15 protein-coding genes are annotated in these 13650 nt (G+C 45.4%); 5 read left to right on the top strand and 10 right to left on the bottom strand.

What is annotated here, in order from left to right:
• Positions 1–19: 19 nt before the first annotated feature.
• The 4 genes from CA264_RS21010 to CA264_RS20990 form a co-directional block, all read right to left on the bottom strand.
• Positions 20–1597: a relaxase/mobilization nuclease domain-containing protein gene (locus CA264_RS21010; RefSeq protein ID WP_025603774.1), complete on the bottom strand. Its 1578-nt coding sequence runs from the start codon at positions 1595–1597 to the stop codon at positions 20–22.
• Positions 1598–1990: 393 nt separating this feature from the next.
• A complete protein-coding gene (locus CA264_RS21005; protein ID WP_025603960.1) occupies positions 1991–2428 on the bottom strand; it encodes a plasmid mobilization protein in 438 nt (145 codons plus the stop codon).
• Positions 2429–3220: 792 nt separating this feature from the next.
• Entirely contained in the window at positions 3221–3502 is a 282-nt protein-coding gene (locus tag CA264_RS20995) for a hypothetical protein (protein ID WP_025603958.1), read from the bottom strand.
• Positions 3503–3832: 330 nt separating this feature from the next.
• On the bottom strand, positions 3833–5167 hold the full coding sequence (locus CA264_RS20990; protein WP_025603957.1) for a dihydrolipoyl dehydrogenase family protein: 1335 nt from the start codon (positions 5165–5167) through the stop codon (positions 3833–3835).
• Positions 5168–5249: 82 nt separating this feature from the next.
• Here CA264_RS20990 and CA264_RS20985 point away from each other — a divergent pair, with 82 nt between their 5' ends.
• Genes CA264_RS20985 through CA264_RS20975 form a run of 3 tightly spaced genes read left to right on the top strand, consistent with a single transcriptional unit; the run spans position 5250 to position 6451 of the window.
• Positions 5250–5621 carry an ArsR/SmtB family transcription factor gene (locus CA264_RS20985; protein WP_025603956.1) on the top strand — a complete coding sequence of 124 codons (372 nt, stop codon included), beginning with the start codon at positions 5250–5252 and terminating at the stop codon, positions 5619–5621.
• Between the two features lie 9 nt (positions 5622–5630).
• The gene (gene merTP, locus CA264_RS20980; protein ID WP_025603955.1) at positions 5631–6242 is read left to right on the top strand and encodes a mercuric transport protein MerTP; all 612 of its coding nucleotides are present in this window, start codon (positions 5631–5633) and stop codon (positions 6240–6242) included.
• Positions 6239–6451: a GDCCVxC domain-containing (seleno)protein gene (locus CA264_RS20975; RefSeq protein ID WP_025603954.1), complete on the top strand. Its 213-nt coding sequence runs from the start codon at positions 6239–6241 to the stop codon at positions 6449–6451. The genes merTP and CA264_RS20975 overlap by 4 nt, the downstream gene beginning before the upstream one ends.
• A 381-nt stretch (positions 6452–6832) precedes the next feature.
• On the opposite strand, the gene CA264_RS20970 is transcribed toward CA264_RS20975, so the two are convergent.
• The 6 genes from CA264_RS20970 to CA264_RS20945 form a co-directional block, all read right to left on the bottom strand.
• Positions 6833–7774 carry an ArdC family protein gene (locus tag CA264_RS20970; protein WP_025603953.1) on the bottom strand — a complete coding sequence of 314 codons (942 nt, stop codon included), beginning with the start codon at positions 7772–7774 and terminating at the stop codon, positions 6833–6835.
• 244 nt (positions 7775–8018) lie between these two features.
• Positions 8019–8483, bottom strand: a complete 465-nt coding sequence (locus tag CA264_RS20965; RefSeq protein WP_025603952.1) for a JAB domain-containing protein — start codon at positions 8481–8483, stop codon at positions 8019–8021.
• 1151 nt (positions 8484–9634) lie between these two features.
• Complete coding sequence (locus CA264_RS20960) at positions 9635–10756, bottom strand: hypothetical protein (RefSeq protein ID WP_025603951.1); 1122 nt, start codon at positions 10754–10756, stop codon at positions 9635–9637.
• Between the two features lie 146 nt (positions 10757–10902).
• On the bottom strand, positions 10903–11139 hold the full coding sequence (locus CA264_RS20955) for a hypothetical protein (protein ID WP_025603950.1): 237 nt from the start codon (positions 11137–11139) through the stop codon (positions 10903–10905).
• Positions 11136–11759: a Fic/DOC family protein gene (locus CA264_RS20950; protein WP_025603949.1), complete on the bottom strand. Its 624-nt coding sequence runs from the start codon at positions 11757–11759 to the stop codon at positions 11136–11138. Before CA264_RS20950 ends, CA264_RS20955 begins: the two co-directional genes overlap by 4 nt.
• The gene (locus CA264_RS20945) at positions 11759–12169 is read right to left on the bottom strand and encodes a hypothetical protein (RefSeq protein WP_025603948.1); all 411 of its coding nucleotides are present in this window, start codon (positions 12167–12169) and stop codon (positions 11759–11761) included. Before CA264_RS20945 ends, CA264_RS20950 begins: the two co-directional genes overlap by 1 nt.
• A gap of 176 nt (positions 12170–12345) precedes the next feature.
• Between CA264_RS20945 and CA264_RS22410 the strand changes: the two genes are divergently transcribed.
• Together CA264_RS22410 and CA264_RS20940 are read left to right on the top strand one after the other, a co-directional pair.
• Positions 12346–12480: a hypothetical protein gene (locus tag CA264_RS22410; protein ID WP_257791746.1), complete on the top strand. Its 135-nt coding sequence runs from the start codon at positions 12346–12348 to the stop codon at positions 12478–12480.
• A 595-nt stretch (positions 12481–13075) separates the two neighbouring features.
• Complete coding sequence (locus CA264_RS20940) at positions 13076–13624, top strand: Riean_0653 family protein (protein ID WP_025603947.1); 549 nt, start codon at positions 13076–13078, stop codon at positions 13622–13624.
• The last annotated feature ends 26 nt before the right edge of the window (positions 13625–13650 follow it).

Below are 13650 nucleotides of genomic sequence, written 5' to 3'. Positions count from 1 at the left end.
TATTAATTGTCTATGTGTATTATCGTTTTCGTTGATTTTTTCTCTTCCTATTCTCGCTCTGATCAGGTTCGAGGTTTGATTCCATAAGGTAAAGCATGGAAGCCGCCAGTTGACCGATGGTCCCGGAATACTGGCCCCATGCGTCCTGCAGCCTCTCTTCTCTCGCCATATCGCTACCCTTATCAAACTCAGCAACCTGCACAGCATGCAAGTCAGGCTTCTCTTTTGTCAGGTCTGCCCAGGCATACACCCGTTTCTGCTGATAATCAATCAGGAAATGCTTTCCGTCTGCTTGGGCGATGCTCCAGCCGCAACTGTCCAGAATTTCCTGCAGCGGCCTGCCGCTGGCAAGGCCGCTGTGCAGCTTGGCGGCCACCACCTCCTTCTCCAGAGGGTCAGAAGCCTTCGCAACCGACAGATCCGACTGCTTTACAAAAAACAGCCTGGAAAGCAGCTTTATATCCTTATCGCTCGCCACGGTGTACTGCCGTGCCTCCTGCAGCCTTTCCTGGTAAAGCAGCTCCCTGACACGGGCCTTATCAAGCATCAGAACAGGGATGCTGCCTTCTTCATCTCCCTTGATGCGGATCTCTCCCTTTTTGTTGATCAGGAGCCCAGTTGCCTCCAGCTGTCTCTTGAAGCCGGTGTAGCACAGCCCCCTGTCTGCAGAAAGCTTGGCTATGAGCTCCCGTCCAGCCTGTATCTTATCTTCTCTGTTAACACTGGAAAGCAGCTCATCGAGCTTCATCACCTGGGAACCCTTTAGCACCTGTTTGCTGGCATGGTCGAGAATCGTGTAGCCATAGGGAGTGCTCTTCCCCTTTGCCTGGTGCACCACCAGCTCTATCCCGAACTTTTCCTTTAATAGCCCGGAGAACTGCTCCACCGTTAGGCCTCGTTTATACTTGCGGAATATGGCTTTCAGCTGCCCTACACGCGCATTTGGTGCTTTATACTTTGCTATCCTGTCAGCAACTTCTTTCCTTGCAAAGGCATGCACCATTGAACCGTACTTAATGAACTGGTACTGCCCCTCCTTCTCCGTGACCTTCACGCCTTCCCTTTCGAGCAGTAACTTAAACTGAGCTTCAGAGGAAAATCCATATGCCAGCGTTTTCCTCAAGTATGCTTTTACCTCGTATGCCACATCCTGCATCAGAATCTCCTGCATCACTTTCTGAGACCTTACGTTTTCATACTTGTCGTTTACCTTCTTCCCCTCTTTGCTTACCCTGGTAGACACCATGTGTACATGGTTGTGCGCAGTATCTGAATGAAAGTAGATAAGGTAGGGGTTGTCATGGTACCCCATGCGCTGGAGGTATTCCTCCGCGATTTCCAGGAGTTCCTCCGCACTCTTCTCCCTTCCCTTACAGGAAATAATGGCATGGAACTGGGACTTTAGCACTGACTCGTTTGTGTTTGCCACCAACGTCATGTACCTGATGTAATCCTCCTGCTTCAGGCTTCCCGCAGCCAGGTTCAAGAAACCGAAGTTCTCAGCCTTGAGCAGCTGAGCTGCACCCTGTGCTCTTTTCTCTTCATTGTAAACAACGCCATTGAACCCGGCAGCGGCAGAAAGGATTTTCACGATCATAGCCCACTCATTAACGCTTCAAAAATATAACAAATAATAACTTTTGCATAAAAGCTACTATATATTATTTAACAATTTTAAACTATTACATTTTAGTTAATAGTTATTGTTTTTTATTTATAACATAAAGCTTAATATTTAACAGTTAAGACTTATTAATTCTTACTTATTAATTCTTACTTATTAATTCTTACTTATTAATTCTTACTTATTAATTCTTACTTATTAATTCTTACTTATTAATTCTTACTTATTAATTCTTACTTATTAATTCTTACTTATTAATTCTTACTTATTAATTCTTACTTATTAATTCTTACTTATTAATTCTTACTTATTAATTCTTACTTATTAATTCTTGCTTATTAATTCTTACTTATTAAATAATAAATATTATTTAAACTTCTTGAACCTTGCAGCAGCAATCCGAAGAAAAGAGCGAAGCGCCTTGACCAATTCTTTTTCTATGATACTAAACTCTATCATGTGTCTGTTAAAATCGGCAAGAAACTGCATGTTTATCATATTGTTTGCCTTCAGGTAATTGACATACCTGGCTACCTGATTGATATTGTTACCGACCCTGCTGATCTCTGGGCCGAGCCTATCCAACACCGCGATTAACTCTTTAGGATTAGCAATAAAATCGTCAGGCTGCGCCAGCGCCTTCTTCCGCAGGTAAACAGACAATGATTCATGCCCTGCAGCCGTCATCTCAGCCTCCAGTCGCCTGTATTCGCTATCGGAAAAGGTCAGCTTTACTTGCCTGGCTCTCTTTAATTCAGGCGATAGTTTTGGACGCCCTCCCTTTGCTTTCTTAATATCTTCCATACATTCTTTGCTCAATAAAAGACACGAGTTGCGAGTGGATTTCCCCCTTGCTGATAGCTACGCTGAAAGCAAGGCAAGAGGTTTTGAGGGACTCAAAACACATCTTGCAATACAAAGCCCACCATACACCAAAAGAAAGAATTCCAGGCAAATAATACAAGGAGAAGGGGCTAGGAAGGGATAGGATTCCAAAGATGGAGCATTGGGTAAGCCGGAGAGAAACAGGGGAGCATGGATCATAACTACTCACTACAAGAAAAAGCGCCAAGTGCTAAATCCAGCGGCAAAATACTTATTAACTATTACATGTTATTTAAAAATTAATAAGCAATAATTATCATATAACATCTAACACATATTAAATAATAATTAATATTTACGGCTAGTAATATTTGTCAATTAAAGGCAAGCAGCTTAATAGCCAAGTAATGGTTTGAGACGAAAAGCAGAAAGAGTCAGAAAAGGGTAGACAGGTCAATAGGGGAGAGGTAAGGTTCCAGAAGCCTTCGGCTCTTAAAAGCCCGCACATGGCAAATACTACTATCGCTATTACATGAACTTATCCAAACCTCTGCAAAAAAATCACCCATGTAGTAGAGGCATACCTTGTACTCTCCATCAAGGCGGTTTGAAAGAAACTGCCCCTCATCCCATACCGCCTGTGCCCTGTCATTAAGTGAAAGAATACTATTGAACTCATATAGATTCATAGGAGAACAAGCTAGAAGTTGATTAATAGAAAAGTAGGCAATAAAAGCTTAGCATCTTGTGCTTTGTGAAGCTATCATTTAGTTATCCTTCAGCAGGTACCGATTTCTTGATAGTTTCGTGAAGTAAGGCAAAGAGCTTGATCGCATCTACATCCAGTAGTACCGCCAGGTCCAGCAATTCGCTTACACGAAAGGAGCGGGGATCGTCAATCTTGTTTCGAAGTCGCTGGTTGTTTATGCCTAGTGCTTTGGCCACGGGAGTATACGGTACGATATCAAACAGCTCAGTAAGGGAAGCCAGCTGTTGCTTTTCAAGCATACGCTTGCCTAGTTCAAACTTAGGGCTCTTATCTTCTATTTGCATTATCCTGTAATTAAAGAATCCTGATGGCTTACCTTAAGCCAAATATCTAAGAAATGATGCTTACAAATATATACGTAACATATACAAATTGTTACTAAAAGTAATTGGTAAGTTTACTTTTTATTCTTTTTAGATCTGTTGCTTAAGAGCAATCAAGAAGGTAGAAGTAGGAGGGAGGAGGATTGAGCTTCACCAAGCCACAGGTACTTTGAGAAAACAGCTGCCGTGTCCATCAAGCCTTTGATAAGATAGAAGCATTGGTTCATAGAAAAACAAGCATATTTAGATAAGCTTGAGTACAGATGTTCATAAGCTGCTTTTTGCTCAGTGCTATGACATGTAGCTTACATCGGATGCCATGGAAGGGTAGCTGAAAGGAAAGCTCTTCAGGTCTCTTGCCTTCATCCCTGCTTTCATAGCTAAAGCAAAAATATTGATCGTCTCTTCCGCGAACGGGCCCACCAGGTGCGCACCAAGTATGCTTCCGTCAGTTTTGCTCATCAGCACTTTGTAAGCGTAAGCATGGGCGCGGTGCCTTCTGCCGTTAAACCACTGCCTTGCGTCATGTGTTTTTACCTTGTAGTCCAGCCCCTGCTCCCTCGCCTGCTTTTCAGTAAGCCCCACAGATGCTAGTGACGGAATGGTGAAGACCACCGTGGGAATCTCTGGGTAGTTCACTTTTTTGCTGTTGCCCTTGATGATATTTGTCGCCAGGAAGTGGCCCTCATAAACAGCCACCGGTGTTAAGGGTAAGCCTTCTGTGTCGGCCACATCTCCGGCCGCATACACGCGGGGGTTGGAGGTGCTTTGCAGGTACTCATTTACCGCTATTCCTTTTCTGCCGTGCCTTACTTTGCCTTTGTTCAGCTCAAGCTGTCCTACTTCGGGCACGCGCCCAATGGCGCTCACTACTAGCCCCGTTTCAAGTGTCTCCCTGCCTTCCAGGCTGACTTCATAACCGCTGCCCTTTTGTGTGATGCACTGCACCTGACAGTTCAGTATTATGTCTATGCCTGCCTCTTCTGATACCCGCATCAGCTCGTCCACCATGTCTTGTTCAAAATGCTTCAGGGGACGGGGGCCGTGCTCTATGATCGTGACACGGGTGCCTGCGCGTGCGGCAAGGTGGGCAAACTCAAAGGAAATATAGCCGCCGCCCAAAAAGGTAATGTGCTCCGGTAGTGCTTCGAGGTTCAGGAAATCGTCGCTTGTGATGGTATACGCTACCCCTTGTGCGTCCAACACCCTTGGGCGTGCACCAGTAACCACCACTATTCTTTCAGCGAAAATCTCCTCCTGACCCACCTGCAAAGTGGACTCATTCAGAAAAGAGACAGGAGCATGGTACGTGTCTATTCCGGCCTTCTCAAATCCCTTCTCCATGTTCTCAGGCACAGGATCCGTGAAAGTGTCCTTAAAGGTCATCAACTCACCCCAGTCAATTTTCACCTCCCCGTTAAGGCCTTTCCCCAAATGCCGCTGCACCTGCTCCTGCAGGCTGGCACCGTCAATAAGCACTTTCTTCGGATCACAGCCCCGCAGGGCACAGGTGCCCCCGTAAGGCCGGAAGTCGGAGATAGCAGTCTTCAGCCCAGCTTTCGCGCACTTCTTGGCCACGGCGGCACCGGCCATTCCAGCACCAATCACAAACACATCATATTTCATAGCAAGTTCGTCTTATTATATCTTACTTAAGTATTTGCTTAAATACTTTTACATTTGTAATTTTGTTGCGTAAGTATTTGAAATGAAGGAAGACAAAACATGTATCCGAGTATATGCCGATGAGCACCGGCTGAATCTGTGCGCTGAAAAGCTGAATTCTGCAGAGACCATGATTCAGGAGCTGAGCCAGGTGCTGAGCCTGGCCGGCACCGAGACGAGGCTGAAGATCCTCTACCTGCTGGAGGAGGAGGGGGAGCTGTGCGTGTGCGACCTGAGCGACGTGCTGCAGATGACCATGTCCGCCGTCTCGCAGCAGCTGCGCAAGCTTAAAGACGGCGGCATCATCCAGAGCAAAAAAGTAGGGCAAACGATCTTTTACTCCCTGAAGCAGGATCACCTGAAAATCATAAATCCCCTTTTCAAGCATATCAGCAGTAAGTTAGAACAAGCATAATCCCCTGCCATGAGAACATCCCCGACAAGACTATTAGGAACCGGCCTGTTGGCGGCCCTCCTTGCATCGCTCTGCTGCATCGCTCCCTTGCTGGCCCTGGTGGGCGGCGTCACTGGTGCCATCTCCGCCTTCGGGTGGGTGGAGCCTTTCAGGCCTTACCTGGCCGGCATCACCGTGGCCGTGCTGGCCCTGGCCTGGTACCAGCGGCTAAAGGCGGAAAAATCAGCCGCTGCCTGTGCATGTGAGGGAGAGGCAAAGCCTACCTTTTGGAAATCAAACAAATTCCTGTTGGCCGTAAGCTGCGTGGCACTGCTCCTACTGGCCTTCCCTGAATACGCGGGAGCCTTCTACAGGCAACAACCCGTTGCCAAAGCTGCCAGCGCGCAAACGAACTTCACACAGTCGGTAAAGCTGCAGGTGAAAGGCATGACCTGCGCGGGCTGCGAGGCGCATGTGAACCAGGAAGTAGGCAAACTGGCAGGTGTCTTCAGCGTGAGCACTTCCTATAAGAAAGGCAGTGCCGTCATCAAATACGACAGCACAAAGGTAAGGCCCATGCAGATTCTGCAGGCGGCCAGGAAGACAGGCTATACGGTGGCCATAGAGGATAAGAAGCCATGATGGATAAGACGAAGACAGCCTCCGTGCTTACTTGCCCGGAGTGCGGGCACAGGAAAGAGGAGCAGATGCCAACGGATGCCTGCCAGTATTTCTACGAGTGCGAGCAATGCCGCACCGTACTGAAACCCAAGTCAGGAGACTGCTGCGTGTACTGCTCTTATGGCACAGTGGCGTGCCCGCCCATCCAGCAGAACAAGAGCTGCTGCTGACCTTTGCAGCCGATAGGTTCAAATAACACACCCCGGTGAGTTGCTTTCCGGTGGAGAAGCCGTAAACCCTGGCATTCCCAAAAAAGCCATATAATTCGCTCAATTTTTAGGCCTCTGTTCTGCCCAACCAAGGCACTTTCTCTCATAACTGCTTATATGTTAAAAAAGATAACTTCTAAGAAATATTAAATGTAGCAGCTCTAGAATTAGTAGTTACCTGAACACATCATTACACTTCACCTAAAGTTAATACACCAAAAGAACCCCGCCGAAGGCGGGTCGCCATGGCAGAATTTCGACTTTCAAATCTCCCCAGTTAACCCCATCAGTATTAAAATGAAAGACCTTGCCTGATGTTACCAGACAAGATCTTTCAAAGGACTATGCTGCCATAGTTGTTGCTTCTGCCCCCAGGTTACTATCTGCCTGTAGGTTCAGGATATAGCTGGCCGCTTTAAAAGCCTTTGTGCTTGCATAGATGATCATGGTCTTATCATCTTTAAATTTCGTCGCCCATCCCTGCAAGTAAGCCACCGAGTTCTCAAAAACCTCCGCTTTGATACCTGCAAAGGCGTTGAGGAAACTTGCTCCCATCTCGGCTATCAGCTCCTCCTTAGAGTAATTTATGTCCCCAAACCGGGCCGCCTTCGCTTCATCGGCGAAACGGTTAAGCCTGGTTTGATGGCCTGTAGAGTGAATCAGTTCGTGAAACAAAGTCGCGTGATAAGCCTGAGAGGAAACAAAGCTGCTCAGCTCCGGCATCTGTACCGTATCATTAAAAGGCGCATAGTAGGCCTGGGAGCCGCCGTGCAGAACGTTCGGGCGTGGCATAGGGTATTGATCCACCACCTCCTGACAAGCCTCTATTACCTGCAGATCGGTACGCTCATGAACAGAAGGGAGGGTAAACTCTATTCCTTCCACCTGATCAATGTTAAATACAGTCCAAATAAAAGGGACAAACCTTCTCTGATACACCTCCTCTGTCTCTCCTGCAGTGCCATTACCCTCCCTAGTATCACTTTTGGCGTAAACTTTCCAGTAGATGATCTGCGTTCCTTTCTCTCCCTTCTTTACATATCCCCCCAGCTCTTTAGCCTGTTTATAGGTAAGAAAATAGGGCGTCCTAAAGCTTTTTTTATCAGTCAGGTAGTTCAGAAAGAAAGCATTGAAGCCTTCATAATAGCGGCCAGATACATAGTTTTTAGGCAATCCGTAAGATGTCCATGGCTTTCTCCAGAATACCTGGCCTTGTTCTAATTGCTCGATGACCTCATTTGTTACCTGATCTGCCAGTTGAATGAATTTTTGATAAGCGTTCATAACTTTTAGCTTTAGAAGGTTAAACAAAACTTATATCAATATATACGTAATGTATACATTTAGTTACATTTAGTATATTTAATTTATCCGCAAAATAGAGTTTTTATTTCCCCTTATGTTAGCGCTAAATTGCTTGTGTGGTATTGTAGAACAGGCATTACTACAGAAAGAAAAAAAGAAAACCCGCCGTCAGGCGGGCCGCTACGGTTGGTTTACAGCCGAGATTTGAAGGAGTAAGGGACTTTTATAAAAGTCCCTCGTCTGCAAAAGAATAATAACCCTCATTGGTAAGGATGATGTGATCCAGAACAGCAATATCAAGTAAGTTACCGCCCTCCTTCACCTTTTTAGTAAGGCTAATATCTGCACTGCTGGGCTTTAAGTTGCCCGATGGGTGATTATGAGCTAAAACGATCCCACTGGCATTGGCTTTGAGTGCAGCGACAAAGATAAGTTTGGGATCTGCCACCGTACCGGCCACGCCACCGGTAGAAACCTCAAATATTCCCAGCACTTTGTTTGCCCTGCTTAATAACATAACCTTAAATTGCTCGCGGAACTGTATGCTGCCCTCATCCCATAGCTGTAGGAAGAAAGTGTAACTGTCTTTAGAACTCGTAATCTGCGGGCGCTCGGAGGGCTTCACCTGGGGATGGTAGCTGAGCTTTACCTCTGCAATCTGGCTGACGGTTGTTGAAGTCTGTTCCATACACACAAAATTTAAAGGGGTTAATATAAAAGATATATTGATATATACGATGTGTATATAAAAAGTTACATTATGTATGTATTATTTTTATGCTTTTATCTTATTTTTCCCGGCCCTGTATAGGAATCTTTAGACTTCATAGCTAGTTATTAAAGCACTGGTCATATTTTAGCTGTTTTTGTGAAGAAGTTGTGTAATTTTCGCAGCGCAAGTCTCTTTCTCTTCCCTTTTGTTAAATCTTTATTGTTCACGAACCCCTCCGACATTTCAATTTACTATTTATAAGGAAGTATATAGAAGTATATATATTTAGTGGCAATACTTGAACGGCTGTACGGAATAGAGCCAATGGGGTGCATTGTGGGTGTGGCAATACTTGAATGACCTATTGCTACTGAGGCAATACTTGAACAGCTTTGGAGAAGCGTGGCAATACCTGAATGGCTTGAGGCAATACTTGAGTAGGTAAAACAGCTATTGTTGAGGGGAATAGCCAATTTGTGGCGATACTTGAACGACTTGAGACAATACTTGAATGGATTGTGGCAGTACTTGAACGGCTCCGGCTACTGAGGCAATACTTGAATGGCTCTGAAAGAGTGTGGCAATACTTGAACAGTAGATATTCCCTTGGCTTAAGAAGGCATCCATAAGGTAAAAGATCGATTCGATACATTAGACCCGCCGCTTCATATGGTTTGCAGCAACGCAACCTGTCAAGAGACCCTCAGAAAGAACGCCTGTGGCATGCTGGAGACATTCGCTAGGAGTCTCTATCATCATTAATCAAGTGCCTTCGTTAAGTCGCTGTGCATTAGAGACAAATCGTTCCTGCGCATAATGCCGGTTCTCTCCACATTGCACGTTATAGAAGAATTGGCTGCTCAGCTTGTCATACACTATTTCGGTGACTCTACCTTTTTGGTCACCTAATCCTGTGAACGTACCGCTTACTTCTACATCTTCTCCAAGTTTGTATTTTGCAAAAGTCATATCTCATCCATATATTAGATTGGCCCTTTATGTCTCGAATGTGTGGCAATACTTGAATAATAGGCTAGAACACTTGCTTAAAGTCCTTCCAAGGCCAATGTAGGGAGTTTCCAAATAGCCTTTAGTTCTGTCCTGCGTGACAATACTTGAATAACCTTTTAGTTATCATCGGAGAACAGACCTCCCCTAATAAGCTTTTTCGCCATTGCCAGTGTGATATCCTTGTTGTGTACCTTAAAATATGCTTTGCAAAGCTCATTTGCCTTATGCGTCAGGTCTGCGTCCGAATTAGTCAGCCAACGCTGAAAAGTATCTTTCTCTCCTGTGATCTGGACATGGTTCCCATAGGTATGGTGGAAAAGATCCCGCATACGCTCCAGCAGAGCAATGTAAAAGTTATGATCCTCCTTCGCCTCCATAACCTCGTGGTACACGGAGAAGTCCAGACTAACCCAATAGAGCTCCTGGTACTTTTTAGTTGGATCCCCTTGGACAAAGGTATAATCGAAAGGCAGCTTTCCCTTCTCCCGAATGTAGTCCAGCACCCTCTTCACACTTTTTTTCTTGAACCGAGGTTCCTCTGACTCAATATGGGCAACCGAGGCCAACAGATCTATAGGCAACTTCGTGATGCGTTTACCTGAGCTAAGCAGCTGGTGACGCGTCTTGTAAAGGAAAATGTACAGGCTCTTGCGCCCGTCGCCGCCACGCCCTTTTCCTACATGCTTATAGCCGTTGGTGTCGATGGTATAGTACCTGCGGAAAAACCCTTCCATAAGCTCATCTGATATTCGGACATCGTAAATCTTGATGGTATTGGTGTGTCTGTCGATGCTAACCTTAATATCCTTGAGAATGGCAAAGTTCTTCAGCTCTATCACCTTATCCTGGTGCTTATATTCATAGGAGCGAGAGAAGATAATGTTATTGCTCAGCATGTGGAACAGGGCATAGTCAAAGGTTGTCTCAAACCGGTGACCGAAATATTCCGGCACCTCCGCTTTGGGGTTATTTCTGAACTTGGGATGCACCTCACACAAGGTCTGCTTATTACGCCCAGTTTCTTTACAAAACTCTGAAAGCGTGAACCTCGTGAAACCGAAAAGGTCCTTTTTCATTTTCCTTGAAATAAAGACGATGAAATCTTTCACAATACCGGCATCTTCATCAAAGGACTTCTCAATGTCTCTGATGTTATCGGCTACGCTCCTGTCAATCCTACTCAGGAAGTAGGTCGGATCGCTTAAAAGGGCCTCAGAGGGTTTGTTCTCGTGTTGCATAAGTTACTAAAATACAGGTACGGATTGGCAACTCAGCCACTGGTACAGTCCTTCCTCCTCCTTATAAGGAACGGGTTGGAAAAAATCTTTGGGTAAGTTAAATTTTTTCAAAGTTAACAATGTACAAAATATAAATCTTTATAGAACTAACCTTTCTCGATCCGGATGCTGTACCCAACTTTCTGCAGCGTTTCCTGGGCTTTGATAAGCCTTGCCAAAAAGGTTTGCCTATAGCTCCCCTTCCCACGGCCAACGCCTTCATCCAGCTCTGCCAACTTCTCCCAGGTAAGGTTTGTCTCCTTAAACATAGCCTTCACCTCTGCGCTGATGTGGCTCTTAGAATCACACGCTGCGCATGTGTCGCCTTGGTTGTTCTGACTCATAGTTTGAACCTGATAGATTGCTTATTTGATAACTCAACAGGCTGAAGGACCTCCTTAAACAGCGGGTAAAAAGGGGAGGGGCCTTTGTTTCCTGCAGCAAATGAAGCCTGCTCTGCCTGTTGGTACTGCTGCGCCGAAACCTTGAGCCAGTCTATTTCATACCCCGCCTGTCGGGACAAAAGGGAAAAGAAAACCTTTAGTGTTCTGGTGTTTCCCTCACGGAAGGGGTGAATGGCATTCAGCTCCTCAAAAAAATAAGATCCCTTCAATAGGAACTGCTCCCTGGCCAGTCCCTTTAAATACCCCGCTGCCTTCAGCTCCTGGAGTAAGTGGTTGGCATAGGGCTCAATCATACGTGGCGCGGCATGTACGGCATTGTCTTTGGAGATCATCACACTCCGGAGCTCCCCTGCCCAAGGGTAGACGGAGCCAAATGTTTCCTTGTGGATCAGCTGCCAAAGCGTTAAATCAAACTTTAGCTGGCTGGGCAGTTTATCAGGCAAAGCCAGCACGTTATGTCTCCAGTGGGTAAGCTCTAATTTGCTTAGCTTAGCTGCGTCCCTGATGTCAAAATGATTGATCAGCACACTGGTGCCGGGATAGCAGTACCTGTCGTTCATTACAGATACTTTAAGTTGAATACCTGAGTCATCTCCTCAGGCGTGATTTGCCCGTTGATATACAGTTCGTCCAGCACCTTGTTGAGCTCCTCCTCCTCGTAGCCCTCGCAGGCAGCTATGTGGTTTGTCTGCCCGAGTTGCTCTCTCCGTTCCTGGCGAACCTTTTCCGATACCACAGGCCTGTCTCTGTACTGAGATAAAAGCAGCTGTACTTTCTGCTCCCTGACCTCCTGCTGCACTGTCTCCAGGCTTCTGATCAGTCCGTTGAAGTACTCTGCTATAGTTCTGTGATTGCGTTGGTTCGTGGCTTCTATGGCTTTGATGAAGTACATATCGTCCACGTTGCTCTGGTCATAGTTTTCCAGTATGATCGTGGTCCCGTTCTGCAAAATGCCTTTTACTCTGTTCATGCTAATTCAAGGTAATGCCTATATTGGTATACGAAATAGGCTTGTTAATGTAACAATATATTGTTACATTAACAAGCAAAAGTTAGCTTTTTAAAATGGTATTACAAGTAAATAATATCCAAGAGTTGTGCAACAAACACTTGAGTTAATTAGGTATAAGACTTTAAAAGTATAATATGCAAGAACACAAACTTATCCAATTGGACATGCTAATGCTTTTGCAGATCTTTTTGATTTTCAGAGCTGCCACTGCTTGGCAGCTTGGCAATTTGTTAGAAGAAAAAGCGGTATTTATGCGTGTTTTCTTCTAATAGAAAGATACCTGATTTAGCCGCATGAGCATGAGCGCGCGCCCGCTGGCCGCTATTTTATTTCTGGAGCACTACGATCCTTAGAATCTCAACCTTATGGGGTCAGAGAAGCAGTGTCAGCCGCATTATGGGTCTCAATATAACGAAAAGGAGAAGCAGACCGAGCTGAGCTTAAACTGGGGTTGACTATGTAGTAAGGATGTATGAAGTCTCTATCGGCAAGTAGCGTATTGTACTGTAGGATAAACACCTTAAATCTTTATAAAATAATAATTGCAAACAGTTGTTTAATAAACAATTACTATATACCTTTCTTATAACCTCTAACGAGGTGCTTTCCCTACTGTTTACCTAATTATTCATACTATTACCTGCATCAACGTTGTTGCCTTGCCGCTATTGGCCAAAGCGTGACGTTAATAACTGTGTCTGATTAATAATCAATTCTATTTTTTAAGTTCAACAAAGGCCTTAAAATTTACAATTCATTTTCCTCTTCCTTTCCGCGTCCTGACGCGGCCAAAACTGCTGCCGTAATGGTTAGCCGCTACAATGCCAATACCTTGATACCACTAGTTTTTTACTTAGCAAACTTATGAAACATAAAAGCAAATTACTCCTCCTTCTCTTCCCATTCTTCTTAAACACCGCCTGCAAAAAGGATGAGCTGAAGCTGCTGCCCGACGCCACTCAGAGCGGCGCTGACACCATGGGAGCTATTGTGAACGGCAAAGCATGGGTTGCCAACGGTGGCACAGGCTTTAACGCGCCTGACCCTGTGGAGGGTGGCTATCATGGAACTTACACTTTTGACTCAACCCAAAATAATGTGCTCATAGATGCTTACAGAAAAGATAAGACCGGTTTTCAGATTTACCTTAGGGGTGTGTTCAAGCCGGGAGAGTATCCCCTAAATTCTACTACTAACTTGTTTGGCGGAGAGCTGAAGCAGCCCCAGAACTACGGTGCCTACTACGTGCCAGGCAAACTGTACATGACCACCAGTAAGTACAAAGGCATGGTCATCGTCACCAAAGCAGATACGATTAATGGAATTGTATCTGGCACCTTCGCCTTTAAGGCTGTGCACGGGCAGGACTCGGTGGTGGTCACCAATGGGCGGTTCGATGTCAGCACGTTCTAAGTTCACTACTTGCTTCCCTTCTATTC

The sequence above is a fragment of the Pontibacter actiniarum genome, from assembly GCF_003585765.1.
Classification (GTDB): Bacteria; Bacteroidota; Bacteroidia; order Cytophagales; family Hymenobacteraceae; genus Pontibacter; species Pontibacter actiniarum.
Note: the sequence above shows the minus strand (reverse complement) of the source record. Positions and strands in the feature narration are given on the sequence as shown.